Here is a 24,345-nt window from a genome sequence, read left to right on the forward strand (position 1 = left end):
CTCCAACGTACTCGTCGGCCCCGGCGGTGAGGAGGGGCCCGGACCGCCGGAAACGATCAGTCCCCGGAGCCGACCAGGCCGGGGATCTCCTGCGTCGCGAACCAGAGCAGCTCGTGCTCCTCGGCCGCGTCCACCAGGCGCCCCGCCGCGCCGTCCCCGCCGTCGGCCGCGGCGAGCGCCCCGGCGGCGGCGGCCACGTCGGGCCCGGCGCCGGGGTCGTCGGCGTGCACCGCCGCCACCCTGTCCAGCGCCACGTCCCCGGTGACCCGCACCGCGCCCGGCGCGTCCGCGCCGGCCCCGGCGTCCGCCACCGCCGCGTCGGGCACGTCGGCCGCGACCACGACCCGGCGCCGCGCGGCGCCCGCGTCCCCGGCCAGCAGCCGCAGGGAGGCCAGTGCGGCCCCGCCCAGGGCGGCGTACTCCAGCTCCTCCACGTCGTCCGTGCGGCACCAGGCCCGCAGCTCCGGGGTGACGGCGTAGGCGGCGAGCGGCCCGGTCCCCAGCCCGCCCGTCCGGTACGCCTCCGCAAGGCCGGAGAGGGTCAGGGGGACGTAGACGCGCATGGTGGCCGCTTTCCTGGTCGGGACGGGGACCCCGGGGCCGCCCAAGGCGCCCCGGCGGGCCTTCAGGATACGTGCGGGCGTCCCCTTTCGGGTTTCCGCGCCCACCCCCCGGACGTCCACCCGGCGCCCCGGAACTCACCCGGCTCACCCCCGGGGTTGCGGGCCCGATCGGTGCCTCCGTCACTCGGACCGGTGAATCCCGGACCCCGCCGACCCGCCCTCCAGCCTCCTTGCCGCCACCCCCCGCCACCCCGTACAAGATCCACGACCACGAAGTTACCGCCCGGTATGCCACGGGCCGCCGAACGGGGAGTTCCATGCGCAAGGTCATGACCAGGACCCAGCTCCGCCCGCCCCTCGCCCCGCCCGCCCCCGTCTCCCCCGGGCCCGCCGGGGCCGTCCCGCCCCGGCGGCCCGGCGGCAGCGCCGTCCGGGCCGCGGCGTCCGGCGGGCGTCCGCCCGGCTCCCCGGGCCGGGGCGCGCGCTCCCGCACCCGGCCGGCGGACACCCGCCCGGCGACGGCGGCCCCGGGCGCCTCCCGCACTCCGCCCCGCGTCCCGCCCCGTGCCCCCTCCGGCGGCCCGTACGCCGTGCCGTCCGGCGGTCCGGGGGTGCCCGGCGGTCCGGCGGTGCCCCGGGTCCCCGAGCAGTCCCCGCGCCGTCCGGTGGCCCGGATGCGCCCCACGGACCACTTCGCGGAGCTGCTCCTCGACGTGCTCAGCGGGCGGCGCCCGGTGCACGCGATGCTCCGGCACACCGTCGGCCGCGCCTACGACGAACTGGCCCTGCTGGCGGAGCGCGGCCCCCTGCGCACCCGGGGCGGCGCCCATCCCGTCGTCCGCGACATCGGCTTCTTCGAGCCCCGCCCCGGCGCGCTGGAGGTCTTCGCCCGCATCGGGGCGGGCGACAGGGTGCGTGCCATGGCCTTCCGGCTGGAGCGGGGCCAGGACCTGCGCTGGCGCTGCACGGCGGTCGAACTCGGCGGCCCCCGCGGCTGAGTTCCCGCGGTGGACACGGCGACGGGGGCGCCCGGGGTCCGTGCCCGCGCGGCACGAGGCGCGTCCGGGCCCCTCCCCGTAGGCCCGGCGGGGACGCGAGCCGGGGCAGTGCCCCGGGAGCACGACGAGGGCGCGGGCCGGGCGGTGCCCCTCGAACACGGCAGGGGCGCGGGCCGGGCAAGGCCCCGCGAACACGACGGGGGCACGGGCACGCGGGGGCCCCGGGGTCCGGCGCCCCCTGCGGAGCCCGTACCCGTGCCGGACCCCACGGGTACGGGGCTCGCCCGCAGCGCGTGCCGGAGCGGGGCAGGACGAGGGGAAGCGCGGGAGTCAGCGAGGGCGTGGAGGTGCGGGACAACAGACGCCGAGGGAACCCCGGGGCGGTGGGCCGGGCCGGGGTGCGGCCGGGGTCGGCGGATGCCACGCCGGGGGACGGCCAGGGCGGCGGTCCGGGCTCCCCGGAGCCGCACACGCGAAAGCGCCGGGCACGCCGAGGCCCACGCACGCGAGAGCACCGGGCGCACAAAGAACCACGCACGCGGAACGCGGGGCACTCGGCCCGCCGCACACCCGTGAGGCCGGACACGCCGGAGCACCGGGCACCCGGGAGCCGGAGCCGTAGCCGTAGCCGTGAACGGGATCGAGCACGCGAAGGGACCACACACCTGGAGGGGCCCGGTACGAGGGAGCGCCCGGCGCCCGGCAACCGCACACGCGGAAGGAACCAGACACCCGGAGGTCCACGCACACGACAGCACCGGACACCGGAAGCGGCGCGCGCACAGGAGCGCCCGGCACCCGGAAGTCGCCCGCACGCGGCAGCACACCCTGACGCATCCGCACGCGAGAGCGCACCCGGAGGCGTCGCGCACGCGGGAGGGCCGGGCACCCCGTGGATGCCCGGCCCTCCCGTCGTCACGTCGCACCGGCGTCCCCGCCGGGCCGCCCGGCGGCACCGCGGCCCGGCGGCACCGCGCACGCACCGCGTCCGCGTCCCCGCCGGGAGCTCACCGCCCCGGAGCCGTCACTTCTTGCGGCGCCGCCCGCCCTTGGCCTGCTTGCGGCGCTCGGCGCGGGTGAGCCCGTCCGTCTCGGACCGCACGGGCTCGTCGTCGGTGGCGAAGTCACCCTCGACGACACCGCCCTCGCCGTCCACCGTGGGAGCGGAGAAGTGCAGGTCCCGGCGCTGCGGGGCGTCCAGGCCCTTGGCGCGGATCTCGGGGCGCGCCCCGGCCTGGGCCGGAACGGCGTCCTGCGGACCCTTCTCCAGGCTCGGCGCGGCGTCCTCGACGGGGACCTCCTCGACCTGCTGCTCGACCTGGACCTCCAGGTTGAACAGGTAGCCGATGGACTCCTCCTTGATGCCGTCCATCATGGCCTGGAACATGTCGAAGCCCTCGCGCTGGTACTCGACCAGCGGGTCCTTCTGGGCCATCGCGCGCAGGCCGATGCCCTCCTGGAGGTAGTCCATCTCGTAGAGGTGCTCGCGCCACTTGCGGTCCAGGACCGACAGCACGACCCGGCGCTCCAGCTCCCGCATGATCTCGGAACCGAGCTGTGTCTCGCGCTCCTGGTACTGCTCGTGGACGTCGTCCTTGATGGACTCCACGATGTAGTCGGCGGTCAGGCCGGCCCGCTCGCCGGCCGCCTCCTCCAGCTCCTCCACGGTGATCTTCACCGGGTAGAGCTGCTTGAAGGCGCCCCAGAGGCGGTCGAGGTCCCAGTCCTCCGGGAAGCCCTCGGCGGTCTCGGCCTGCACATAGGCCTCGATCGTGTCGTCCATGAAGTGCTGCACCTGCTCCTGGAGGTCCTCGCCCTCCAGGACGCGGCGGCGCTCGCCGTAGATGACCTCGCGCTGGCGGTTGAGGACCTCGTCGTACTTCAGGACGTTCTTGCGGGTCTCGAAGTTCTGGGTCTCGACCTGCGACTGGGCGGAGGCGATGGCGCGCGTGACCATCTTGTTCTCGATCGGCACGTCGTCGGGGACGTTGGCCATCGACATCACGCGCTCGACCATCTGGGCCTTGAACAGGCGCATCAGGTCGTCGCCGAGGGAGAGGTAGAACCGGGACTCGCCCGGGTCGCCCTGACGGCCGGAACGGCCGCGCAGCTGGTTGTCGATGCGGCGGGACTCGTGCCGCTCGGTGCCGAGGACGTAGAGGCCGCCGAGCTTCTCGACCTCGTCCTTCTCCGCCTTCACCGCCTCCTCGGCCCGCTCCAGGGCGGCGGGCAGCGCGGCGGCCCACTCCTCGATGTGCTCCTCGGGGTCGAGGCCGCGCTGGCGCAGCTCCGCCTCCGCGAGGTCCTCGGGGTTGCCGCCGAGCTTGATGTCCGTACCGCGGCCGGCCATGTTGGTGGCCACGGTGACGGAGCCCTTGCGGCCCGCCTGGGCGACGATGGACGCCTCCCGCTCGTGCTGCTTGGCGTTCAGCACCTCGTGCTGCACCCCGCGCTTGCTGAGCTGCTGGGAGAGGTACTCGGACTTCTCGACCGAGGTGGTGCCGACCAGGATCGGCTGGCCCTTCTCGTGCTTCTCCGCGATGTCGTCGACGACCGCCTCGAACTTGGCGACCTCGGTGCGGTAGATCAGGTCCGACTGGTCCTTGCGGACCATCGGCCGGTTGGTCGGGATGGGCACCACGCCGAGCTTGTAGATCTGGTGGAACTCGGCGGCCTCGGTCATCGCCGTACCGGTCATGCCGGACAGGCCCGGCACCTCCTTGTCGCGGTGGTCGCGGCGCTTGTAGAGGCGGAAGAAGTTCTGGAGGGTGATCGTGGCGAGCGTCTGGTTCTCGTCCTTGATGTCCACCCCCTCCTTCGCCTCGATCGCCTGGTGCATGCCCTCGTTGTAGCGGCGGCCGGCGAGGATGCGGCCGGTGTGCTCGTCGACGATCATGACCTCGCCGTCGATGACGACGTAGTCCTTGTCCTTCTTGAACAGTTCCTTCGCCTTGATGGCGTTGTTCAGATAGCCGACGAGGGGGGTGTTCACCGACTCGTAGAGGTTGTCGATGCCGAGCCAGTCCTCGACCTTGGCGACACCGGCCTCGTGGATGGCGACCGTGCGCTTCTTCTCGTCGACCTCGTAGTCGCCGGTCTCCTCGATGCCCTTGAGGGTGTTGCCGGCCTCGCCGCGCTTCAGCCGCGTGACCAGCTTGGCGAAGTCGCCGTACCACTTGGTGGCCTGGTCGGCCGGGCCGGAGATGATCAGCGGCGTACGGGCCTCGTCGACCAGGATCGAGTCGACCTCGTCGACGATGGCGAAGTTGTGGCCGCGCTGGACGAGTTCGTCCTTGGACCAGGCCATGTTGTCGCGGAGGTAGTCGAAGCCGAACTCGTTGTTCGTGCCGTACGTGATGTCGCAGCCGTACATCTCGCGGCGCTGGGCCGGCGTCTGGTTGGCCAGGATGCAGCCGATGGTCAGACCGAGGAACTTGTGGACGCGGCCCATCATCTCGGAGTCGCGCTCGGCCAGGTAGTCGTTGACCGTGACGATGTGGACGCCCTTGCCGGACAGGGCGTTGAGATACGCGGGCAGGGTGCCGACGAGGGTCTTGCCCTCACCGGTCTTCATCTCGGCCACGTAGCCCAGGTGCAGGGCGGCGCCGCCCATGATCTGCACGTCGTAGTGGCGCTGGCCGAGGGCGCGCTTGGCGGCCTCGCGCACGGTGGCGAAGGCCTCGGGCAGCAGGTCGTCCAGGCTCTCACCGTCGGCGTAGCGCTGCTTGTACTCATCGGTGAGGGCCCGCAGCTCGGCGTCGGAGAGGTCGACGAAGTCCTCTTCGATGGAGTTGACCTGGTCCGCGATGCGGTGCAGCTTGCGCAGGATCTTGCCTTCGCCTGCACGCATGATCTTCTGGAGGACGGACACGGGGGTTGGTCTCCTTGCCGGTCGGGCCTGGGACGGTCGGGTTCCATGTGACTGATCTGAGCAACGGCCATCGTATGCGAGGACCCCGCCGCCCCGGGAGGGCTGCCGCATGGGGACCCTGTGCCTTCCCGGCCGGGCCGGGCCCGCCGCCACCCCGTCCAACGTCCCGGGGGCCGGGATGGTGCCGCGGCGGGCGGGCGATTTGCACGAACCGTGACCGCGCGCTCGCGCCCCGCGGAACCCGGTGGCACCGGCAGCCCGGCCACCGGCATCATCCGCTGATGGAGCCCGTCACCCTCACCACCGACCGCCTCGTGCTGCGCGCGCCCGGCCCCGGCGACACCGCCGCCGTGCACGCCGCCTGCCAGGACCCGGCCATCCAGCGCTGGACGCTGGTCCCCTCCCCCTACCTGCCGGAACACGCGCGGGTCTTCACCGAGGAGATCGTGCCCAACGGCTGGGCCGACGGCTCGGAATGCGTCCTCGGCCTCTTCCTCCCGACCGGCGAGCTGGTGGGGATGACCGGCGTGACGATGCGGTCGCCGGGCGCGGGCGAGATCGGTTTCTGGTGCACCGAGGAGCACCGCGGGCACGGCTACGTCACCGAGGCGGTCGTCGCCCTCGCCCGCTGGGCGTTCACCGAGCGGGGGCTCGGCCGCCTGGAGTGGCGCGCCGAGGCGGGCAACGAGGCGTCCCGCGCGGTGGCGCTGCGCGCCGGGTTCGCCCCCGAGGGCACGCTGCGGGCCGGGCTGGAGCACCGCGGGGTCCGCCGCGACTGCTGGATCGCCTCCCTGCTCCCCTCGGACCTCTCCCTCACCCCGGCCGCCCCGTACGTGCCCGCCGGACGGTGACCGGGCGGCGGGGCCGTGACCGGGCGGCGGGCAGCGGGCCGTGACCGGGCGGGACGATGAGGCGACGGGCTGCGGGCGGCGGGCCGGACGACGACCGGGCGGCGGGCGGCGGGACGACGACCGGGCGGCGGGCGGCGGGACGACGACCGGGCGGCGGTCCCGGCGGCGGTCCGGAGGGTACCCCGGGCGGTCCCCGGCGCCTCCTCCCGGACGGACGCCGACTGTCTGCGGGACCCCTTATCGTGCACTCGCATGACGACCCTTCCGCCCCCCGCCACGGAACTGTCCGCCGACGAGGCCCGCCGCATCGCCCTGCGCGCCCAGGGCCTGCTCGGCGCCCCCGACCGCCGCGCGGGCGTCCGCGGCGTCCTCCGCCACCTCGGCGCGGTGCAGCTCGACACCATCTCCGTCCTCGCCCGCTCCCACGAGCTGGTCCCCTACGCCCGGCTGGGCGCGGTGGGCCGCCGGACCGTCGAGGACGCCTACTGGAAGGACACCCGCAGCTTCGAGTACTGGTCGCACGCCGCCTGTCTGCTGCCGGTCGAGGAGTGGCCCCACTTCGCCTTCCGCCGCCGCGCCCACCGCGACCGCCCGCACTGGAACCACGCGCTCCCCGACGGTGTCTACGACCAGGTCATCGGGCAGCTGCGGGCCGAGGGCCCGCTCACCGCGACCGATCTGGGCGGCGCCAAGCGCACCAGCGAGTGGTGGGACTGGTCGGGCACCAAGATCGCCGTCGAACGCGCCCTGATGTACGGCGAGGTGGTCTGCGTCGAGCGGCGCGGCTGGAAGCGGGTGTACGACCTCGCCGAGCGCGCCGTCCCCGACGCGCTGCTCCACGACGACCTGGACGACGCCGAGTGCGTCCGCCGCCTGGTGGCCCTGGCGGGCCGTGCCCTGGGCGTCGGCACCCGGGCGGACATCGCCGACTACCACCGGCTGCGGGGCGAGCAGGTCGACGCCGTGATCGCGGACTCGGGCCTGGTGCCGGTGACGGTGGCGGGCTGGGGGCGGCCCGCCTGGGCCGACCCGGCGGCCCTGGAGACGGTCCCGCGCGGCCGGCACCGCACCACGCTGCTGTCGCCGTTCGACTCCCTGGTGTGGGAGCGGGCGCGCACCGAGCGGATCTTCGGCTTCACCCACCGCCTGGAGGCCTATGTGCCCAAGCAGAAGCGGGTGCACGGCTACTTCGCGATGCCGGTGCTGGCGGGCGGGCGGCTGGTCGGCCGGGTCGACCCGGCCCGCGAGGGCCGCACGCTGGTCGTCAAGCAGATCACGCTGGACGGTGCGGGGGCGGCCCCGGCGGCGGCCCGCGCGCTGACGGAGGCGGCGAGCTGGGTGGACTGCGTCGACGTGCGGCTGGAGCGCGTCGAGGCCCCGGAGCTGCGCGAGCCGCTCACCAGGGAGCTGGCCCGCCTCCTCGGCTGACCGGGCGGGGCGGCGGCCGGCGCCGGGACCGGCCCCGGGGCGGGTGAGGCCGGACCCGGAAGCCGGGGGCGGCGGCCGGGCGGCGGCCCCTCCCGGGAGGACGGCCGGGGGCGTCCCCGGAGGGGGCCGGGGGCGGCGGGCTCAGCGGATCTCCAGGATCTTCTCCCGCATCGCGTACACCACGGCCTCCATCCGGGAGTGGAGCTGCAGCTTCTCCAGGATGTTGCGCACATGGTTCTTCACGGTGTTCTCGGAGATGAACAGCTGCTTGGCGATGTCCCGGTTGTTCATCCCCGTGGCGACCAGCTTGAGGACCTCCAGCTCGCGGTCGGTGAGCCGGGGCGCGGGCACCAGCCGGCGCTCGTCGGTGCGCTGGATCATCGACTTGAACTCGGTGAGCAGCTTCGACGCCATCGACGGGCTGATCTGCGACTGCCCGTCGGCCACCGCGCGGATCGCGGTGGCCACCTCGTCCGTGGAGATCTCCTTGAGGAGGTAGCCGGTCGCGCCCGCCTTGATCGCGTCGTAGAGGTCGGCCTCCTCGTCGGAGATCGTCAGCATGATGATCTTGGCGCTGGGGGCCACCTCCTTGATGGAGGTGCAGGCCTCGATGCCGCCCCGCCTGGGCATCCGCACATCCATCAGGATGATGTCCGGCAGCAGGTCGGCGGCCTTCTCCACGGCCTCGGCGCCGTCCCCGGCCTCCCCGACGACCTGGATGTCCTCCTCGGCGGCGAGCACGATCTCCAGACCGCGGCGGAACAGGGCGTGGTCGTCCACGACCAGGACCCTGATCGGTTCCGCCCGTGCCGGGCCCGCGTCCGGGCCCCTGCCGACGACATCTTCGTCGACGCATCCGTTCCGCATCGGTCCGAAGCTGTCCGCCATCGTTCCTCCCCCTGAAGGCTGTGGCCCCCGCGTGGTCCTGAGCCATCGCCAACCCAGAGCAAAGACCCACGTGTTGGGCCGTTTGCGGTCATGATTCCATGTCCGGCCGACCCGGGAGCGACGGAACGGCCCGCCGAGTGGTAGCACACCCGGGCGGACCGTCGCACGGCGTCGCACACCGGTGCCCCCGGGGGCGCACACGCCACCGGGGGCACGGGTACCGCGGTCTTCACCGGCCGTCGTCAGCCGCCGAGCGCGTCACCCGCCTCCGGAGCGGGCTCCAGGGCGACCATCGTGTCCGTGCTCAGGTGGATCACACCGTAGTCGTACGCGTGCCGCCGGTAGACGACGCTGGGCTCCTTGGACTCGGAGTCGACGAACAGATAGAAGTCGTGCCCGACCAGCTCCATCTCGTAGAGCGCCTGGTCGAGGCTCATCGGGGCCGCGACGTGGGTCTTCTCGCGGACGACCAGCGGGCCGTCGCCCTGCACCTCCAGCGATCCGATCCTCTTCGTCGGCACGCCCTCCTCGCCCCCGGACTCCACGAGGGCCCCGTTGCCGTTGAGCGTCGCCGCGTCGGGGACGCGGTCGGCGACCTCCGCCGCCGGGATCCGGCGCGTCCCGCGCCGCGAGTACCGCTTGTCGTGCTGCTTGCGCAGCCGGGCGCCGAGCTTCTCCGCGGCCAGGTCGAGCGCCGCGTACGCGTCACTCGCCGCCGCCTCCGCCCGGATCACCGGACCGCGCGAACGGAGCGTGATCTCCACCCGGTCACTGCGGTCGGCCTGGCGGGGGTTGGGCTCCTTGGACACCTCGACGTCGAGGCTGATCACCTTGCCATCGAGCTTCTGGATCTTCTCCAGGTTCAGCTTCTCGGCCACGTGCTTCCGGAACCGCTCGGGCACCTCGGTCTTGCGGCCCTTGACGACGATGTCCACGCAGAACTCCGTTCCCGGATCGCTCCGCTCCGACGGCGGAGCATCTCCCTTTCGCACCAGGTTCCGGTAGGCCCCGGAACCTCGGACTCGGTGACTTCCACCTCCTGCCCCGCGGGCGGGTTCTCCACGCCACCAATGCGGGTGATGAACGGCGAATACCCGCGGCACGGCATAGTCATTCAGGGAGGTCTGGCCTGCGGCTTTTCCTCTGAACCGAACATATCTCGACCGGAGGCGAATCGTCACCCTCTACTGCCGCGTACCTCCGTTCCGATGAAATCGGACCCTCATTACCTGCAACGTCAGAAGTTCTTCATCAGTTCCGGTTTATTTCAAAGGAATCCGGTGAAGCGGCGACGACGGCCGCGCCGGTCACCACCTCGGCCACCCCGCGGACCACCGCACCACCTCCGTCCGGACCGGCCGTCCCCGGCCGTACCCTCCGTCCTTCTCTGCCTTCCCCCGTCCCCGGGGTGTACACAGACGATCTCCCCCTTACCGCCCGGTATGCGCCGGCCCCGCCGCTCCGCTCGGCCACGGCGGCCCGCACGGCGCGCGCCGCCTCCGCCAGCGAGGCGCCCGTGGTCATCAGATCGTCGACGAGGACGACCGGGCCCGCCCCGCACAGCAGCCCCGCCCCGCCCGGGGAGACCCCCAGCGCACCGGCCAGATTGTCCCGCCGGTGCCGCGCGCCCAGCCCGGCCTGGTCGGCCACCGCCCGCCGCTGCCGCAGCACGGCGAGAACCCGGGCCGGGGTTCCGCCGCGCCGCAGCTCGCCCGCCGCGGCCAGGGCGATGCGCCGCGCCGGGTCGTGGCCCCGGGCCCGCACCGCGCGGCGTGCCGACGGCACCGGCACCAGCACCACCGGCGCCCGCCACCCCGCGCCCCGGCCCCCCGCCCACGCCCCGGGCAGCCCGGCCCGCACCGCTCCCGCCAGCGCCGCGCCGAGCGGGACCGCCAGGGGCAGCGCGCCCCGCTCCTTGTGCGCCAGCAGCACCGCCCGCACCTCGTCCCCGTACCGGGCCGCCGCGTGCACCACGGGCAGGCCGGGCGGCGCGGGCCGCGGCCGGACCCTGCCGGGCGCCGCCCCGCCCAGCGCCGCCCGGCACCGGCGGCACAGCACCGTACGGGCCCTGCCGCAGCCGGCGCACTCGGCCGGCAGCACCAGGTCCTCCAGCTCCCGCCACCATCCGCTCATGGCCCCACTGTGCCAACGCCCCGGACGCCCGGCCACCCCTGTGGAAAACCCCCTGTGGACAACCCGGCGGACGGCCGGAAGCGGCACGTCCGCACGGTTTCCTCGCACCGGCCCGCGCCTTCCCGGCAGGAGCCCCGACGCCCGCCCGGCAGGAGCCCCGGCCGCCCTTCGGCCGCCCGCCCGGCAGCCTCCCGCCGGGACGGACCACAAACCACGGACCCCTCCCGGCGGACACCCGGACTCCCTCCCGGTGGACACCCGGGCCCTCCCCGGCGGACGTCCGACCGCCCCTCCCGGCGCGGACCGGGGCGGTCCCGCACCCGCCCGGCCGACGGTCGCCCGGCACCCCGGCCCCGCCCGCCCCGGACGGGCCGGGGCCGTCAACCCGGCGCCGCCCCCGTCGCGCGGGCCAGCCCCGTCGCGCGGGTCAGCCCGGATAGACCGGTGCCGTCCCCTCCGCGACCTTCTGCCACTGCATCCCGGAGGGCAGCCGCACGATCAGGTTCTCGGAGCAGGCCACCAGGGGCCGCCGCTCGTCCTCGGTCGAGGCGATCTCCTTGACCCCGGTCAGCGCGGCCGGCACCGACGCCTCGGGGGTGGAGCCGTCCACCTGGACGTAGCCGATCTGCTGCACGCCGCCGCGCTCGCGCCCGGCCACCACCAGACGGCTGTCACCGGCCCAGGACATGGCCGTGACCTCCTCCAGCTCCGGTGTCGCGGTGCGCAGCCCGACCACGGTGATCCGCGGCTCCTCGGCCGGCCGCTGGTCCCGCTCGATCCGTCCGATGAGCAGCGACCGCCGGCCGCCGTCCTCCACGATCAGCGCGATCCGCACCCCGTCGGCGGCCACCCGCACCGCCGTGATGCGCCCCTTCAGGCCCGGTGTCCGCACCTGCACCGGGTCCCCGGCACCGTCCTTGAGCACCAGCAGGCGCGGCGACTCCGGGTCGCGGTCGGCGATCCACAGCCCGCCCCGCGCGTCCCAGCTCGGCGCCGTCAGGCGGTCCTTCTCGGCCCGGCCCCCGCTGGACAGCACCGGCTCCCCGCGCGAACCGCCCGGCACCAGCGTCCCGACGTACAGGTACCGCCCGTCGAGCCCGGTCGCGGCCGCCGTGCGCTCGTCGCGCGAGACCGCCACCGACCGCAGGGACGTGGCGCCCTCGCCCAGCGCGCCGGGCACCGGTTCGGCCCGGTTGGCGTTGCCGCCCGCGGCGATCCGCACCAGCCGGTGCTTGCCGTCGAGGAAGTAGAGGTGGTCCGGCCGGTGCGCGGAGCCGCGCGTCGCCACCGCGTCCGCCCGGTCCCCGGACAGCTCGCAGACCCGGCGCCCGCCCGAGGTCAGCTCGACCTCGTCGACCGCCGGGGTCACCCCGCGCAGCGTGAAGAGGAGCTGGGCCGCCATCTCGTGGCACTGGCTCCCGCCGACGCGGGCCGCCCGGTCGTTCAGCGGCACCGTCAGCCGGTTGCGGTCGTCGGGCGTCAGCGCGGTGACGCCGTCGGCGAGCGCCGTGCCGCTCGGGAAGCCGGACCGCACCACCGGGCCGAGCGCCCGGGCCGGGCCGCTGATCAGCGACCGCACCACCTGGGTCATCGGGTCCACGAGCCGGCGCACGTAGACGGGGTCGGCGACGGCCGCCGGCTGCCGGGACGTCTCCTCCTCGGCCTGCGGGCCGCTGTTCGCGGCGAAGTAGTACTTGTTGACCGACATGTAGGTGCGCTGGAAGTCCGACTTGCCCATGACGACGCCCTGCGGCAGCGCGTCGATCCGCCACTGCCGGGTCTTGCCGTCCTTGGTGAGGTGCACCGACTGGCGGTAGGTGCCCCGCGCGGGCGTGTACGACTGCCGCGCGTCCACCGTGGCGACCCGGGTGCCGGTGAGGGTGACGGCGTAGTCGCCCGTCTGCTCCCGGTTGCCCGGCGGCTCCGCCTCGGTGCTGGGGCCGCCCGCGAGCACCGTGGTGGTCTCCTCCGGCCGCCAGGTCCGCGACGCGTCGGCCGTCAGGTACTTGCGGGCCGTCTCGAAACGGGGGTCGTTGCTGGTCAGGGCCTCCAGGAAGCCCTGCACGATCGCGGACGGCGGGGCACCGTCGGCCGGGGGCATCGCGAACACCCGCACCTGCGGGTCCTGCCGCGGCGTCGACTCCACGCCGCGCAGGTCCCCCCGGTCGGGCATCGACGCGCAGCCGGACAGCAGGACGGCACCGCAGACCGCGTACGCCGCCGCGCGGCCCGCCGCCCCCCGGCCCGTCGGGCCGCCGGTCCGGCCTCCGAAGATCCCGCCGCGGCCGGCGGCGGCCCCGTCGCGGCGCCCGCCGCCCGGGTCCCGCCCGTCGCCGAGGTCCCGCCCGTCGCCGAGGTTCCGGCCGTCGCCGCGCGCGCCCCGGTGCCCGGTGCCCGCGCTCCGGCGGTCAGCGCCCACGAGATGCCTCCCCCTGCCTGTCCACCCCGCCGGACCCGTCCTCCGGGCGGCTCGCCGCCCCGGGACCGTCCGGACCGTCCTGTCCCGCCGTCCCCGACACCGGCCGCGGCACCACCCGCGCCCCGTTGCCGGGCAGCGCCGTGGGATCGGCCGTGGCGGCGACGGCACCGGGCCGCGCCGGTATCGGCCCCCGCGTCCCGGCCGAGGGCGCCCGGTCGGGCGCCGGCTGGGCCGGCACCCCGGCCGCCCTGCCGCCGTCCGGTGCCCGCCCCGCGCCGGCGCGCTCGCTGTTGCGCCGGGAGTCCTTGGGCTCCAGCGGTATCGGGGAACCTCGCAGCGGCTCGTCCGCCGTCCGGGGCAGCGTCAGCCGGAACTGCGAACCGCCCCCGGGCTCGCCCCACGCCTGGAGCCAGCCGCCGTGCAGCCGCGCGTCCTCCAGGGCGATGGACAGGCCCAGTCCGGTACCGCCGGTGGTGCGCGCGCGGGCCGGGTCGGCCCGCCAGAAGCGGCTGAAGACCCGGGCGGCCTCGCCGGGCTTCAGGCCGACGCCGTAGTCGCGCACCGCGACGGCGACCGCGCCGCCGGCCGCGGCCAGCCTGACGACGACGTCCCTGCCCTCGCCGTGCTCGACGGCGTTGACGACGAGGTTGCGCAGCACCCGCTCCACGCGCCGGGCGTCCGCCTCCGCGACGACGGGCTGCTGGTCGCCGACGACGCGTATCCGGGTGCCCTTGCGCTCCGCGAGCGGCTCGGCCCCGCTGACGACGCGGCGGACCACCTCGCGGAGGTCGGTCGCGTCCGCCTCCAGGGCCGCCGCGCCCGCGTCGAAGCGGCTGATCTCCAGCAGGTCCGCGAGCAGGGTCTCGAACCGGTCGAGCTGGTCCGCGAGCAGCTCCGCCGACCGCGCGGTGACCGGATCGAAGTCGACCCGCGCGTCGTGGATGACGTCGGCCGCCATCCGCACCGTGGTCAGCGGGGTCCGCAGCTCGTGCGAGACGTCCGAGACGAACCGCCGCTGCATCCGCGACAGGTCCTCGAGCTGGCTGATCTTGAGCTGGAGGTTCTGCGCCATCTTGTTGAAGGCCTCGCCGAGGCGGGCGATGTCGTCCTCGCCGGTGACCTTCATCCGTTCCTGGAGCCGCCCGGCGGACAGCCTCTCCGCGATGCTCGCCGCCATCCGGACGGGCGTGACGACCTGCCGCACGACGAGCCAGGCGATGGCGCCCAGGAGGACGACCACGAAGAGCCCGGCGGTCGCCAGGGTGCCCTTGACCAGGCTGAGCGACTTCTCCTCCTGGGTCAGCGGGAAGAGGTAGTAGAGCTGGTAGGGCTCGCTGTTGGGATCGCTGACCTGCTTGCCGATGACCAGGCCGGGCCGGGACGGCGCCTTGGAGTCGTAGACGATCCGGGTGTAGCTCTGGGCCGCCCCCGGCGCGCTGTCGATCCGCTCGCGCAGTTCCTCGGGGATGCTGGCCGACCAGTTGACCAGGCCGGAGGCGCGCGGTCCGCGGCCGCTGCCGCTGTCGCCGCCGGTGGGCAGGGTGACCACGTCGAAGGCGCCCTGGCCGCCGCTGGAGAGCGACTTGACGAGGTCGCTCATCCACTGGATGACGTTCTGCGAGGGGCGCCCGTCGCCGTGGGTGCCGTCGTCGCCGGTCGCCCCGGCCGCCGCCTCCTCGGCCTTCTGCTTGGCCACCGCGAAACCGCCGGTGGCCTGGCTCTGGGAGGCCTTCACCTTGGCCTCCAGCAGTCCGTTGCGGACCTGGCCGATGACGACGAAGCCGAGCAGCAGGACGACGCCCAGGGACATCAGCAGGGTGGTGGCGACGACCTTGAGCTGGATGTTGCGCCGCCACAGCCGCATGACGGGCAGCAGCGGGCGGCGCACCCAGCGCACGAAGAGGCGGAGCACCGGGCTGCCCTGGACGCCGCCGTGCAGCAGACCGCCCTCCAGCAGACGGCCCCACCGGGAGCCCTTGGGCGGACGGCCGACAGTCCGTCCGGCGTTCTCCCCGGGACGACCGGGCGCCGGAGCGGCACTGTCCCCGGCCATGTCAGCTCGGTCCGGCCTTGTAACCGACGCCGCGGACGGTCACCACGATCTCCGGCTTCTCCGGGTCCTTCTCGACCTTGGAGCGCAGCCGCTGCACATGCACGTTGACCAGGCGGGTGTCGGCGGCGTGCCGGTAGCCCCAGACCTGTTCGAGCAGCACCTCGCGGGTGAACACCTGCCAGGGCTTGCGCGCGAGCGCGACCAGCAGGTCGAACTCGAGCGGGGTCAGCGCGATCGACTGCCCGTCCCGCTTCACGGAGTGCCCGGCCACGTCGATGACCAGGTCGCCTATGGCGAGCTGCTCGGGGGCCGGCTCCTCGGAGCGCCGCAGGCGGGCCCGGATACGGGCCACCAGCTCCTTCGGCTTGAACGGCTTGACGATGTAGTCGTCGGCGCCCGACTCCAGGCCGACCACGACGTCGACGGTGTCGCTCTTGGCCGTCAGCATCACGATGGGCACGCCCGACTCCGCCCGGATCAGGCGGCAGACCTCGATGCCGTCCCGTCCCGGCAGCATCAGGTCGAGCAGCACCAGATCGGGCTTGGCCTCGCGGAAGGCGGCCAGCGCCTTGTCGCCGTCGGCCACGAAAGACGGCTCAAAACCCTCACCACGCAGCACGATGCCGAGCATCTCGGCCAGTGCGGTGTCGTCGTCGACGACCAGGACTCGTCCCTTCATAAACGACATCATCCCATTCTCGTAACGACGGCGAAGGTCCAGGTGAGACAGCTCACTGACCCGTGACGATAGTCGTACGGCGGCACTACTGTCTGCTCGGCCGGGCGGGGGGAGCGCCGTCGGTGCCCGGGGAGGAGGCCGGATTCCCCGGCCGCGGCGCCCCGCGCGGGCGTCGTGGGTCCGGGTGGAGGAGGTCGCGGTACCGCCCCGTCCCGGACACGGGCGCCGGTCCGGAGCCGCCTCGCGCCGGACCGCGGCTCAGACCGGGGAGCCGGGGTCGGTCCCGCAGTCCACGCACTCGGTGCGCGTGAAGATCTCGCCCCCGAGCCCCTTCCACTCGACCGACATGCCCTTCTCGGTCAGCCCCCAGACCTTGCCGACCGTCCGCTCCTCGCCGGGGTCGTCGCAGTCGAGGCGGATGACGGGGACCTCGTGCTCCTCCACGGCGACGGTCCCCTCGCAGGGCTTCGGGCCGCCCAGCATCTCGACCCGGTGGCCGCTGATGTTGAGTACCGCCAGGTCCCCGGCCCACGAGCCGTCGAGCGCGTCGCCCACCGGCTTCGCGGGAGCCGGTCCGGGCGAGTACGCCCCGGGCGACGCGGAGGGGGACGCGGCTCCCCCCGCCGACCCGGAACCACCGCACCCGGCCAGGCCGAGCATCCCCAGCACGGCCGGCACCGCCAGCACGGTGCCCATCCGTCGTTCCATCGAATCCCCCGTATGCGTCCCGGCGGGCGGTGGAAGACGGCGGCCCGGCCGGAGCACGAGGATAGCGGGGGCGTACGCCCTTCCCCTCACGGATTTCCGCGCGCCCTGCCTCCGTCCCCCACGGCTCTCCGCGCCCCGCTCCACGGGCTCACGCCCCGCGGCGCCCCGGCCCGGGCCCCCTCGCCCGTACGCCCCCGCCCAGCGCTCCCCGGGCACGAGGCAGCCCCCGGCCGAGCCGCCCGACCCGGTAGCGGTCGTGTCCGACGCGATCCGGGCCGCCCCCGGTCTCCCCGACCGCGGGCACCGCGCTCCCGCGATCCGGGCTCCCGGAGCGGATCTCAGCGGCGCAGGGCCGCGAGCGCCGCGGCGGTGACCGGGGAGATCGTGCCCTGCTCCGTGACGAGCGCCGTCACCAGCTCGGGCGGGGTCACGTCGAACGCCGGGTTGTACGCCGGGGTCCCCGGCGGCGCCACCGGAACGCCCCCGGCCGTCTCCGTCACCTCGTGCCCGGGGCGCTGCTCGACCTCGATCGACGCCCCGTCGGGGGTGCCCGGGTCCACCGTCGTCACCGGTGCCACCACGATGAACGGCACATGGTGGTACCGCGCCAGCACCGCCAGCGGATAGCTGCCCACCTTGTTGGCGACCGAGCCGTCGGCCGCGATCCGGTCCGCCCCGATCAGCACCGCGTCCACCTCACCGGCGGCGAGCAGCGAACCGGCCGCGTTGTCGGTGAGCAGGGTGTGCGGCAGGCCGTTGCGGGCCGCCTCGTACGCCGTGAGCCGGGCGCCCTGGAGCAGCGGCCGCGTCTCGTCCACCCAGAGCCGCCGCAGCCGCCCCGCGCGGTGCGCCGCCAGGGCGACCGCGAACGCGGTCCCCTCGCCGCCCGACACCAGCGCCCCGGTGTTGCAGTGGGTGAGGACGCGGTGCCCGCCGCCGGGCAGCAGTTCGTCCAGCAGCGCCAGTCCGTGCGCGGCCATCCGGGCGGCGGCCCCGGCGTCCTCGCGGTGCAGCGTCCGGGCGGCGGCCAGCGCGGCGGCGGCGGCCTCCCGGGGGTCGCCGGTGCGGGCCAGCGCCTCCCGGTGCGCGTCCCCGGCCCGGCGCACCCCGACGCCGAGGTTCACCGCGGTGGGCCGGGCGCCCTCCAGCGCGGCGGCGGCCCGCGCCACGTCCGCCCCCCGCGCGGCGGCGAGCGCGACACCGTAGGCGCCGGCGATGCCGAGCAGCGGAGCGCCGCGCACGGCGAGCGAGCGGATGGCCCCGACCAGCGCGGGGACGTCCGCGCAGACCAGCTCGGCCTCCGCCGAGGGCAGTCTCGTCTGGTCCAGGAGGACCAGCACCGGGCCCTCGGGGGGTTCCTCCCAGCGCAGGGCCGGGATCGGGGAGGACCGCTCGTCCTCGCCGGGTCGCGCGCACGGATCAGCCATGCGGTCAGTCTGCCCCTCCCCGCCGGACGGGTGAAGGGCGTGACCGCGGGGCGCACGGGCGCGGAGGGGGCGCCGGGGCCACCGTGCCCGGTCACCGCCCGGCCGCCCCATGGCACGATGGCTGACACACTGCCGCCGCGAACGCGGACGGGCACCGTGAAGGAGCGACGATGAACGACACTCCGGGCTGGGCCTCGCCCGGATCGGCCCCGTCCGACGGACACGAGACCGGCGGGACCGGCCCCGGCGACCGTCCCGAGGGCGAACCGGCGGCCCCCGGCACGAAGTGGTCGAAGGAGCAGCCGCCCCCCGGGCAGTGGGCCGCGCCCACCGGCCCCCCGGCACCGCCGTCTCCCCCGGGCCCCGGCTCGGCGCCCCAGCCGCCCGGCCCCGGCTGGGGCGCCCCGCCGCCCGCCGGTCCCCCCGGCGGCTGGGGCGGCGGCCGGGGTCCCGGTGGCCGCGGCCCGTGGGGCGGCGGCTGGGGCGGTCCGCCCCCGGCGGCCAGGCCCGGCGTGATCCCGCTGCGCCCGCTCGGCGTCGGGGAGATCCTCGACGGCGCGGTCTCCACGATGCGCGCCCACTGGCGCACCGTCCTCGGCATCTCCCTGAGCGTCGCCGTCTTCACGGAGATCATCGTCGTCCTGCTCCGGGGCTTCGTGCTGGACACCGACACCGGGGCGCTCGGCGATCCCGACGCCACGCTGAGCGAACTCGGCTCCGCGGTCACCGACTCCACCATCGACTCGCTCGTCGTCCTCCTGATCACCCTGCTCGGCACCGTCGTCGCCACCGCCCTGCTGACCACGGTCACCAGCCGCGCGGTGCTGGGCCGCCGGGTGAGCGCGAAGGAGGCGTGGCAGGACGCCCGCCCCCGGACGGCGAAGCTGTTCGGCCTCGTCCTCCTGCTGCTGCTGATCGTCTTCGGCATCGTCCTGGCCGGCGTCGCGCCCACCCTGTTCGTGGCCCGCTCCGGGGGAAGCGACGGCGCCATGGCGCTCGCGTCCCTCTTCCTCCTCGCGGCCGGTGTGGTCGTCGCCTGGCTGATGATCCGGCTCTCCCTGGCCTCCCCCGCCCTGATGCTGGAGAAGCAGGGCATCAGGAAGGCCATGGGCCGCTCCATGAAGCTGGTCCGCGGCTCCTGGTGGCGGGTCTTCGGCATCCAGCTCCTCGCGGGGATCATCGCCAGCGTCCTGTCCGCGATCATCGTCCTGCCCTTCGCCTTCCTCGGCGCGACCCTCGGCGGCGACGGCGTCGGCGGTTACCTGGAGGGCGGCGGCGACCTCGGCTGGACCTTCCTCGTGATCAGCGGCGTCGGCTCGGTGATCGGCTCCATGGTCACCTTCCCGATCACCGCCGGTGTCACCGTGCTCCTGTACATCGACCAGCGCATCCGCCGCGAGGCCCTCGACCTCGAACTGGTCCGCGCCGCGGGCCTCACGGAATCCGGCGCCCCCGGCGCCGTCCCGGGGAGCTGATGCGGTGAGTCCCGCGGGGGGAGTCCTCACCGAGGCGCTGCCGCACGCCGCCGTACGGGCGTCGCCGCGCGTCGGCGGGCTCCTCGCGCGGGCACCGGCCGGCCAGGGCGACGGGCCGCCGCTGAGCGTCCCGAGGGACCCCGCTCGGGAGGCCGCGCGGCGCGAGCTGGCCAGACGGATCTACCACGAGAACGACCCCAACTGGTTCGAACGCGCGCTCAGCGCCTTCTGGAAGTGGGTCGACGCGCTGTTCACCACCGCGTCCACCGCGACTCCGGGCGGGGCGGCCGGTCTGGTCGTCGTGGTCGTGGCCGTCCTGGCCGTGCTCGGCGCCCTCTGGTGGCGGCTGGGCACCCCGCGCCGCCCGCCCGCCTCCTCCCCCGCCCTGTTCGGCGACCGTCCCCGCACCGCGGCCGGCCACCGGGCCGCCGCCGGGGCCCACGCCGCCCGGGGCCACTGGGACCTCGCCGTCCGGGAGCGCATGCGCGCCGTCGTCCGCGCCCTGGAGGAACGCGCCCTCCTCGACGTCCGCCCCGGCCGCACGGCCGACGAGGCGGCGGTGGAGGCGGGCCGCGCCCTGCCCGCCCACCGGGTCCGGCTCCGCGCCGCCGCCCGGGATTTCGACGACGTCGCCTACGGCGGACGTCCCGGCACGGAAGCCGCGTACCGGCGGCTGACCGCGCTCGACGCCGAGCTGGAGCACAGCAGACCGCGGCTCGCGACCGCCGCCGCCACCAGCACCGGCACCGGCACCGGCACCGGCACGGACGGCGGGAACGACGGCCGGGGCGGCCCGGGCCACGACGGATCCGGCCCCGGCGGCACGCGTCCCGGCACCCGAGGGGGAGCCGCCCGATGACCACCCGGACCGCGCCCGCGGCCACCTCCGTCCAGCCGGGCGCCCGCCAGATGTGGGTCCGCGCCCGGGGCATCGTCCTCGCGCTGGTGCTGCTGCTGGCCGCCGCCGTGGTCATCGCCCTCGTCCGCTCCGACGCCCGGCACGGCGCGCTCGACCCCCGCTCCGCCGACCCCGGCGGCAGCCGTGCCGTCGCCGGACTCCTCGCCGACCGGGGCGTGGCCACCCGTGTCGTCACCACCCTGGCCGAGGCCCGCGCCGCGGCCGGCCCCGACACCACCCTCCTGGTCGCCGTGCCCGACCGGCTGACGGAACAGCAGCGGACCGCGCTGCGCTCCACGACCGCTCGCGCCGGCGGCCGCACCGTCCTCGTGGCCCCCGGCGACACCACCGTCCGGCACCTCGCCCCCGGCGTCACCACCGACCCGGCGCCCGCCACCCGCTCCCCCCTCGCCCCCGGCTGCGACCTGCCCGCCGCCCGCCGCGCCGGCACCGCCGACACCGGCCCCCTGCGCTACACCAGCGACGACCCGTCCGCCGACGCCTGCTACCCCGGCGACGGCCCCGCCACCCTGCTGGTCCTCCCCGAGACCGCGGGCGGCACCGGGCGGGCCGGGGCCACCGGCGACACCGTCGTCCTCGGCGGGAGCGCGCTCCTCACCAACCGCTCCCTCGCCGACCACGGCAACGCCTCACTCGCCCTCCAGCTCCTCGGCTCCCGCGACCACCTCGTCTGGTACCTCCCCTCGCTGTCCGACGGCACCGCCGCGGACGGCGAACGCGGCTTCTTCGACCTGCTCCCCTCCGGCTGGCTCTGGGGCACCCTGCAACTCCTCGTCGCCGCCGTCCTGGCCGCCCTCTGGCGGGCCCGGCGGCTCGGCCCCCTGGTGCCCGAGAGGCTCCCCGTGGTCGTCCGCGCCTCGGAGACCGCCGAGGGCCGCGCCCGCCTCTACCGCAGGGCCGACGCCCGCGACCGCGCGGCAGCCGCCCTCCGCTCCACCGCCCGCACCCGCCTCGCCCCCCTCGTGGGCGTCCCCGTGGCCCGGGCCCACGCGCCCGAGGCCCTGATCACCGCGCTGACCGTCCAACTGCACGGCGACGGACGCTCCCTGCACACCCTCCTCTTCGGCCCGCCGCCCACCGACGACGCGGCACTCATCGCCCTGGCCGACCGACTCGACGCCCTCGAAAGTGAGGTACGCCGTCCATGACGGATCCGACCACCGACACCACCGGGCGGGCCGGGGACCCGGGCGGCCCCCGCGCCGCCCTGGAGGCCCTGCGCACCGAGATCGCCAAGGCCGTGGTCGGCCAGGACGCCGCCGTGACCGGCCTCGTCGTCGCGCTGCTGTGCCGGGGCCACGTCCTCCTGGAGGGCGTCCCCGGCGTCGCCAAGACCCTTCTCGTCCGCGCCCTGGCCGCCGCCCTGGAGGTCGGCACCAAGCGGGTCCAGTTCACCCCGGACCTGATGCCCAGCGACGTGACCGGCTCCCTCGTCTACGACGCCCGCACCGCCGAGTTCTCCTTCCAGCCCGGCCCGGTCTTCACCAACCTGCTGCTGGCCGACGAGATCAACCGCACGCCCCCGAAGACGCAGTCGTCCCTCCTGGAGGCCATGGAGGAGCGCCAGGTCACCGTCGACGGCACGCCCCGCCCGCTCCCCGAGCCGTTCCTCGTCGCGGCCACCCAGAACCCGATCGAGTACGAGGGCACCTACCCCCTGCCAGAGGCGCAGCTCGACCGCTTCCTCCTCAAGCTCACCGTCCCGCTCCCCTCCCGCCAGGACGAGATCGACGTCCTCACCCGCCACGCCACCGGCTTCGACCCGCGCGACCTGCGCGCCGCCGGGGTGCGCCCGGTGGCGGACGCGGCCGATCTGGAGGCCGCCCGCGCGGAGGTCGCCGCGACCACGGTCCACCCGGGGATCACCGCCTATGTGGTCGACATCTGCCGGGCGACCCGCGAGTCGCCGTCCCTCGCGCTCGGCGTGTCGCCGCGCGGCGCCACCGCCCTGCTCGCCACGTCCCGGGCCTGGGCCTGGCTGACGGGCCGCGACTACGTCACCCCGGACGACGTGAAGGCCCTGGCCCTGCCGACGCTCCGGCACCGCGTCCAGCTCCGCCCGGAGGCCGAGATGGAGGGCGTCACCACGGACTCCGTGATCAACGCGGTCCTCGCCCACGTCCCCGTGCCGCGCTGATGGCGCTCACCGGTCGCACCGCGCTGATCGCGGCCCTGGGCTCGGTCCCCGTCGGCGTCTGGGCCCCGGGCTGGGCCGGCGTCCTCGCCGTCAACGCGCCGCTGGCGGTGGCGTGCGCCTGCGACTACGCCCTGGCCGCCCCGGTCCGGCGGCTGCTCCTGGAGCGCTCCGGTGACACCTCCGCCCGGCTGGGCGAGACGGTGGACCTCACGCTGACGGTGACCAATCCGTCCGGGCGCCCGCTGCGGGCCCGGCTCCGCGACGCCTGGCCGCCCAGCAGCTGGCTCCCGGGGACGGAGACGGAGGGCTCCCGGCACCGGCTGGCCGTGCCGCCCGGTGAACGCCGCCGCGTGGTCACCCGGCTGCGGCCGACCCGCCGGGGCGACCGCCGGGCGGACCGCGTCACGATCCGCTCCTACGGGCCCCTGGGGCTGGCCGCCCGCCAGGGCACCCACCGGGTGCCGTGGACGGTGCGGGTGCTGCCGCCGTTCACCAGCCGCAAGCACCTGCCGTCGAAGCTGTCCCGGCTCCGTGAACTCGACGGCCGCACCAGCGTCCTGACCCGTGGTCGGGGCACCGAGTTCGACAGTCTGCGCGAGTACGTGCCGGGCGACGACACCCGGTCCATCGACTGGCGTGCCACCGCCCGCACGTCGGCCGTGGCGGTGCGCACCTGGCGCCCCGAGCGGGACCGGCACATCCTGCTGGTCCTGGACACCGGCCGCACCTCGGCGGGCCGGGTGGGGGACGCCCCCCGCCTGGACGCCTCGATGGACGCGGCACTCCTCCTGGCCGCCCTGGCCTCCCGGGCCGGCGACCGCGTCGACCTGCTCGCCTACGACCGCCGGGTGCGGGCGCTGGTCCAGGGCAGGACGGCCCGGGACATGCTGCCGTCCCTGGTGGACGCGATGGCGACGCTGGAGCCCGAGCTGCTGGAGACCGATGCCCGGGGGCTCACGGTGACGGCCCTGCGGACGGCCTCCCGCCGTTCCCTCGTCGTCCTGTTCACGACGCTCGACGCGGCGCCGGTCGAGGAGGGCCTGCTGCCCGTCCTGGCCCGCCTCACCCGGCGCCACACGGTCCTGGTGGCGGCCGTCGCGGACCCCTTCGTCGCCCGGATGGCGGCGTCCCGCGGCAGCACGGAGGCCGTCTACGAGGCCGCGGCGGGCGCCCGGGCCGAGGCGGACCGCCACCGCACCGCCGAGCGGCTCCGCCGGCACGGGGTCGTGGTCGTCGACGCGACCCCCGACCGGCTCCCCCCGGCCCTGGCGGACGCCTATCTGGAACTGAAGGCGGCGGGACGGCTCTGAGGCGGCGGAACGGCCGCCCCGGAGGCATCGTCCGCGGGCCCGCGGGCGGGCCGGGCGCCGGGGGAACGGGAGAACGCGAAGAAGAACGAGAGCGCCGAAACCGCCGAGAACACCGAGAACACGGTGGCCCGGTGGAAGCCCCCTCCGCGAAAAGGGCCCTGAACGCGGAAAAGCCCCGCACCATCAGGTGCGGGGCTTTCCCCAACAATTGTTCGGCGGCGTCCTACTCTCCCACAGGGTCCCCCCTGCAGTACCATCGGCGCTGTAGAGCTTAGCTTCCGGGTTCGGAATGTAACCGGGCGTTTCCCCTACGCTATGACCACCGAAACACTATGAAACACAACCCGAAACCCCGGAAAATCAGGGGCCGGTTGTTCGTGGTTTCAGAACCAACACAGTGGACGCGAGCAACTGAGGACAAGCCCTCGGCCTATTAGTACCAGTCAACTCCACACCTCACGGTGCTTCCATATCTGGCCTATCAAC

The 24,345-nt window shown here is 75.3% G+C and carries 18 protein-coding genes and 1 rRNA gene; 8 read left to right on the forward strand and 11 right to left on the reverse strand.

What is annotated here, in order from left to right; genetic code table 11:
- Positions 1-56: 56 nt before the first annotated feature.
- Positions 57-563: a DUF6912 family protein gene (locus tag ACZ7LB_RS07680; protein WP_471466019.1), complete on the reverse strand. Its 507-nt coding sequence runs from the start codon at positions 561-563 to the stop codon at positions 57-59.
- Between the two features lie 317 nt (positions 564-880).
- Here ACZ7LB_RS07680 and ACZ7LB_RS07685 point away from each other — a divergent pair, with 317 nt between their 5' ends.
- The gene (locus ACZ7LB_RS07685) at positions 881-1,561 is read left to right on the forward strand and encodes an Rv3235 family protein (RefSeq protein WP_471466021.1); all 681 of its coding nucleotides are present in this window, start codon (positions 881-883) and stop codon (positions 1,559-1,561) included.
- A 1,024-nt stretch (positions 1,562-2,585) separates the two neighbouring features.
- On the opposite strand, the gene secA is transcribed toward ACZ7LB_RS07685, so the two are convergent.
- Complete coding sequence (secA, locus tag ACZ7LB_RS07690; protein ID WP_471466022.1) at positions 2,586-5,432, reverse strand: preprotein translocase subunit SecA; 2,847 nt, start codon at positions 5,430-5,432, stop codon at positions 2,586-2,588.
- Positions 5,433-5,713: 281 nt separating this feature from the next.
- Between secA and ACZ7LB_RS07695 the strand changes: the two genes are divergently transcribed.
- A complete protein-coding gene (locus ACZ7LB_RS07695) occupies positions 5,714-6,283 on the forward strand; it encodes a GNAT family N-acetyltransferase (protein WP_471466024.1) in 570 nt (189 codons plus the stop codon).
- Between the two features lie 252 nt (positions 6,284-6,535).
- On the forward strand, positions 6,536-7,711 hold the full coding sequence (locus tag ACZ7LB_RS07700; protein WP_471466026.1) for a winged helix-turn-helix domain-containing protein: 1,176 nt from the start codon (positions 6,536-6,538) through the stop codon (positions 7,709-7,711).
- 141 nt (positions 7,712-7,852) lie between these two features.
- Here ACZ7LB_RS07700 and ACZ7LB_RS07705 read toward each other — a convergent pair whose 3' ends face one another.
- From ACZ7LB_RS07705 to mtnA, 8 genes are all read right to left on the reverse strand, one after another.
- Positions 7,853-8,599 (reverse strand): response regulator, encoded by a 747-nt coding sequence (locus ACZ7LB_RS07705; RefSeq protein ID WP_471466028.1) that lies wholly within the window; start codon positions 8,597-8,599, stop codon positions 7,853-7,855.
- Positions 8,600-8,841: 242 nt separating this feature from the next.
- Complete coding sequence (hpf, locus tag ACZ7LB_RS07710; RefSeq protein WP_471466030.1) at positions 8,842-9,534, reverse strand: ribosome hibernation-promoting factor, HPF/YfiA family; 693 nt, start codon at positions 9,532-9,534, stop codon at positions 8,842-8,844.
- 316 nt (positions 9,535-9,850) lie between these two features.
- Positions 9,851-10,732: a ComF family protein gene (locus ACZ7LB_RS07715; protein ID WP_471466032.1), complete on the reverse strand. Its 882-nt coding sequence runs from the start codon at positions 10,730-10,732 to the stop codon at positions 9,851-9,853.
- Positions 10,733-11,159: 427 nt separating this feature from the next.
- The gene (locus ACZ7LB_RS07720) at positions 11,160-12,905 is read right to left on the reverse strand and encodes an LpqB family beta-propeller domain-containing protein (RefSeq protein WP_471466072.1); all 1,746 of its coding nucleotides are present in this window, start codon (positions 12,903-12,905) and stop codon (positions 11,160-11,162) included.
- A gap of 235 nt (positions 12,906-13,140) precedes the next feature.
- A complete protein-coding gene (mtrB, locus tag ACZ7LB_RS07725; protein WP_471466034.1) occupies positions 13,141-15,204 on the reverse strand; it encodes an MtrAB system histidine kinase MtrB in 2,064 nt (687 codons plus the stop codon).
- A gap of 1 nt (position 15,205) precedes the next feature.
- The gene (mtrA, locus tag ACZ7LB_RS07730) at positions 15,206-15,895 is read right to left on the reverse strand and encodes a two-component system response regulator MtrA (RefSeq protein WP_009188938.1); all 690 of its coding nucleotides are present in this window, start codon (positions 15,893-15,895) and stop codon (positions 15,206-15,208) included.
- Positions 15,896-16,141: 246 nt separating this feature from the next.
- Entirely contained in the window at positions 16,142-16,591 is a 450-nt protein-coding gene (locus ACZ7LB_RS07735) for a hypothetical protein (RefSeq protein WP_471466036.1), read from the reverse strand.
- 338 nt (positions 16,592-16,929) lie between these two features.
- Entirely contained in the window at positions 16,930-18,018 is a 1,089-nt protein-coding gene (gene mtnA / locus ACZ7LB_RS07740; protein ID WP_471466038.1) for an S-methyl-5-thioribose-1-phosphate isomerase, read from the reverse strand.
- Positions 18,019-18,188: 170 nt separating this feature from the next.
- Here mtnA and ACZ7LB_RS07745 point away from each other — a divergent pair, with 170 nt between their 5' ends.
- From ACZ7LB_RS07745 to ACZ7LB_RS07765, 5 genes are read left to right on the forward strand one after another with little or no spacing between them, the layout of a single operon-like run.
- Complete coding sequence (locus tag ACZ7LB_RS07745; RefSeq protein ID WP_471466039.1) at positions 18,189-19,493, forward strand: glycerophosphoryl diester phosphodiesterase membrane domain-containing protein; 1,305 nt, start codon at positions 18,189-18,191, stop codon at positions 19,491-19,493.
- Positions 19,494-19,497: 4 nt separating this feature from the next.
- The gene (locus ACZ7LB_RS07750; RefSeq protein ID WP_471466041.1) at positions 19,498-20,352 is read left to right on the forward strand and encodes a DUF4129 domain-containing protein; all 855 of its coding nucleotides are present in this window, start codon (positions 19,498-19,500) and stop codon (positions 20,350-20,352) included.
- Entirely contained in the window at positions 20,349-21,560 is a 1,212-nt protein-coding gene (locus ACZ7LB_RS07755) for a DUF4350 domain-containing protein (RefSeq protein ID WP_471466043.1), read from the forward strand. Before ACZ7LB_RS07750 ends, ACZ7LB_RS07755 begins: the two co-directional genes overlap by 4 nt.
- The gene (locus ACZ7LB_RS07760; protein ID WP_471466045.1) at positions 21,557-22,549 is read left to right on the forward strand and encodes an AAA family ATPase; all 993 of its coding nucleotides are present in this window, start codon (positions 21,557-21,559) and stop codon (positions 22,547-22,549) included. The genes ACZ7LB_RS07755 and ACZ7LB_RS07760 overlap by 4 nt, the downstream gene beginning before the upstream one ends.
- On the forward strand, positions 22,549-23,859 hold the full coding sequence (locus tag ACZ7LB_RS07765; protein ID WP_471466047.1) for a DUF58 domain-containing protein: 1,311 nt from the start codon (positions 22,549-22,551) through the stop codon (positions 23,857-23,859). The genes ACZ7LB_RS07760 and ACZ7LB_RS07765 overlap by 1 nt, the downstream gene beginning before the upstream one ends.
- 210 nt (positions 23,860-24,069) lie before the next feature.
- Here the strand turns inward: ACZ7LB_RS07765 and rrf are convergent.
- Positions 24,070-24,186, reverse strand: a 5S ribosomal RNA gene (gene rrf / locus ACZ7LB_RS07770).
- Positions 24,187-24,345: the final 159 nt, after the last annotated feature.

The sequence above is a fragment of the Streptomyces sp. NPDC107521 genome, assembly GCF_055598485.1.

Excerpts from the sequence above, each read along its gene's own strand:
- ACZ7LB_RS07680 (WP_471466019.1), bottom strand. The coding sequence starts at position 563 with ATGCGCGTCTACGTCCCCCTGACCCTCTCCGGCCTTGCGGAGGCGTAC.
- ACZ7LB_RS07685 (WP_471466021.1), top strand. The coding sequence starts at position 881 with ATGCGCAAGGTCATGACCAGGACCCAGCTCCGCCCGCCCCTCGCCCCG.
- ACZ7LB_RS07695 (WP_471466024.1), top strand. The coding sequence starts at position 5,714 with ATGGAGCCCGTCACCCTCACCACCGACCGCCTCGTGCTGCGCGCGCCC.
- ACZ7LB_RS07700 (WP_471466026.1), top strand. The coding sequence starts at position 6,536 with ATGACGACCCTTCCGCCCCCCGCCACGGAACTGTCCGCCGACGAGGCC.
- ACZ7LB_RS07705 (WP_471466028.1), bottom strand. The coding sequence starts at position 8,599 with ATGGCGGACAGCTTCGGACCGATGCGGAACGGATGCGTCGACGAAGAT.
- ACZ7LB_RS07715 (WP_471466032.1), bottom strand. The coding sequence starts at position 10,732 with ATGAGCGGATGGTGGCGGGAGCTGGAGGACCTGGTGCTGCCGGCCGAG.
- ACZ7LB_RS07720 (WP_471466072.1), bottom strand. The coding sequence starts at position 12,905 with ATGCCCGACCGGGGGGACCTGCGCGGCGTGGAGTCGACGCCGCGGCAG.
- mtrB (WP_471466034.1), bottom strand. The coding sequence starts at position 15,204 with ATGGCCGGGGACAGTGCCGCTCCGGCGCCCGGTCGTCCCGGGGAGAAC.
- mtrA (WP_009188938.1), bottom strand. The coding sequence starts at position 15,895 with ATGATGTCGTTTATGAAGGGACGAGTCCTGGTCGTCGACGACGACACC.
- ACZ7LB_RS07735 (WP_471466036.1), bottom strand. The coding sequence starts at position 16,591 with ATGGAACGACGGATGGGCACCGTGCTGGCGGTGCCGGCCGTGCTGGGG.
- mtnA (WP_471466038.1), bottom strand. The coding sequence starts at position 18,018 with ATGGCTGATCCGTGCGCGCGACCCGGCGAGGACGAGCGGTCCTCCCCG.
- ACZ7LB_RS07745 (WP_471466039.1), top strand. The coding sequence starts at position 18,189 with ATGAACGACACTCCGGGCTGGGCCTCGCCCGGATCGGCCCCGTCCGAC.
- ACZ7LB_RS07755 (WP_471466043.1), top strand. The coding sequence starts at position 20,349 with ATGACCACCCGGACCGCGCCCGCGGCCACCTCCGTCCAGCCGGGCGCC.
- ACZ7LB_RS07760 (WP_471466045.1), top strand. The coding sequence starts at position 21,557 with ATGACGGATCCGACCACCGACACCACCGGGCGGGCCGGGGACCCGGGC.
- ACZ7LB_RS07765 (WP_471466047.1), top strand. The coding sequence starts at position 22,549 with ATGGCGCTCACCGGTCGCACCGCGCTGATCGCGGCCCTGGGCTCGGTC.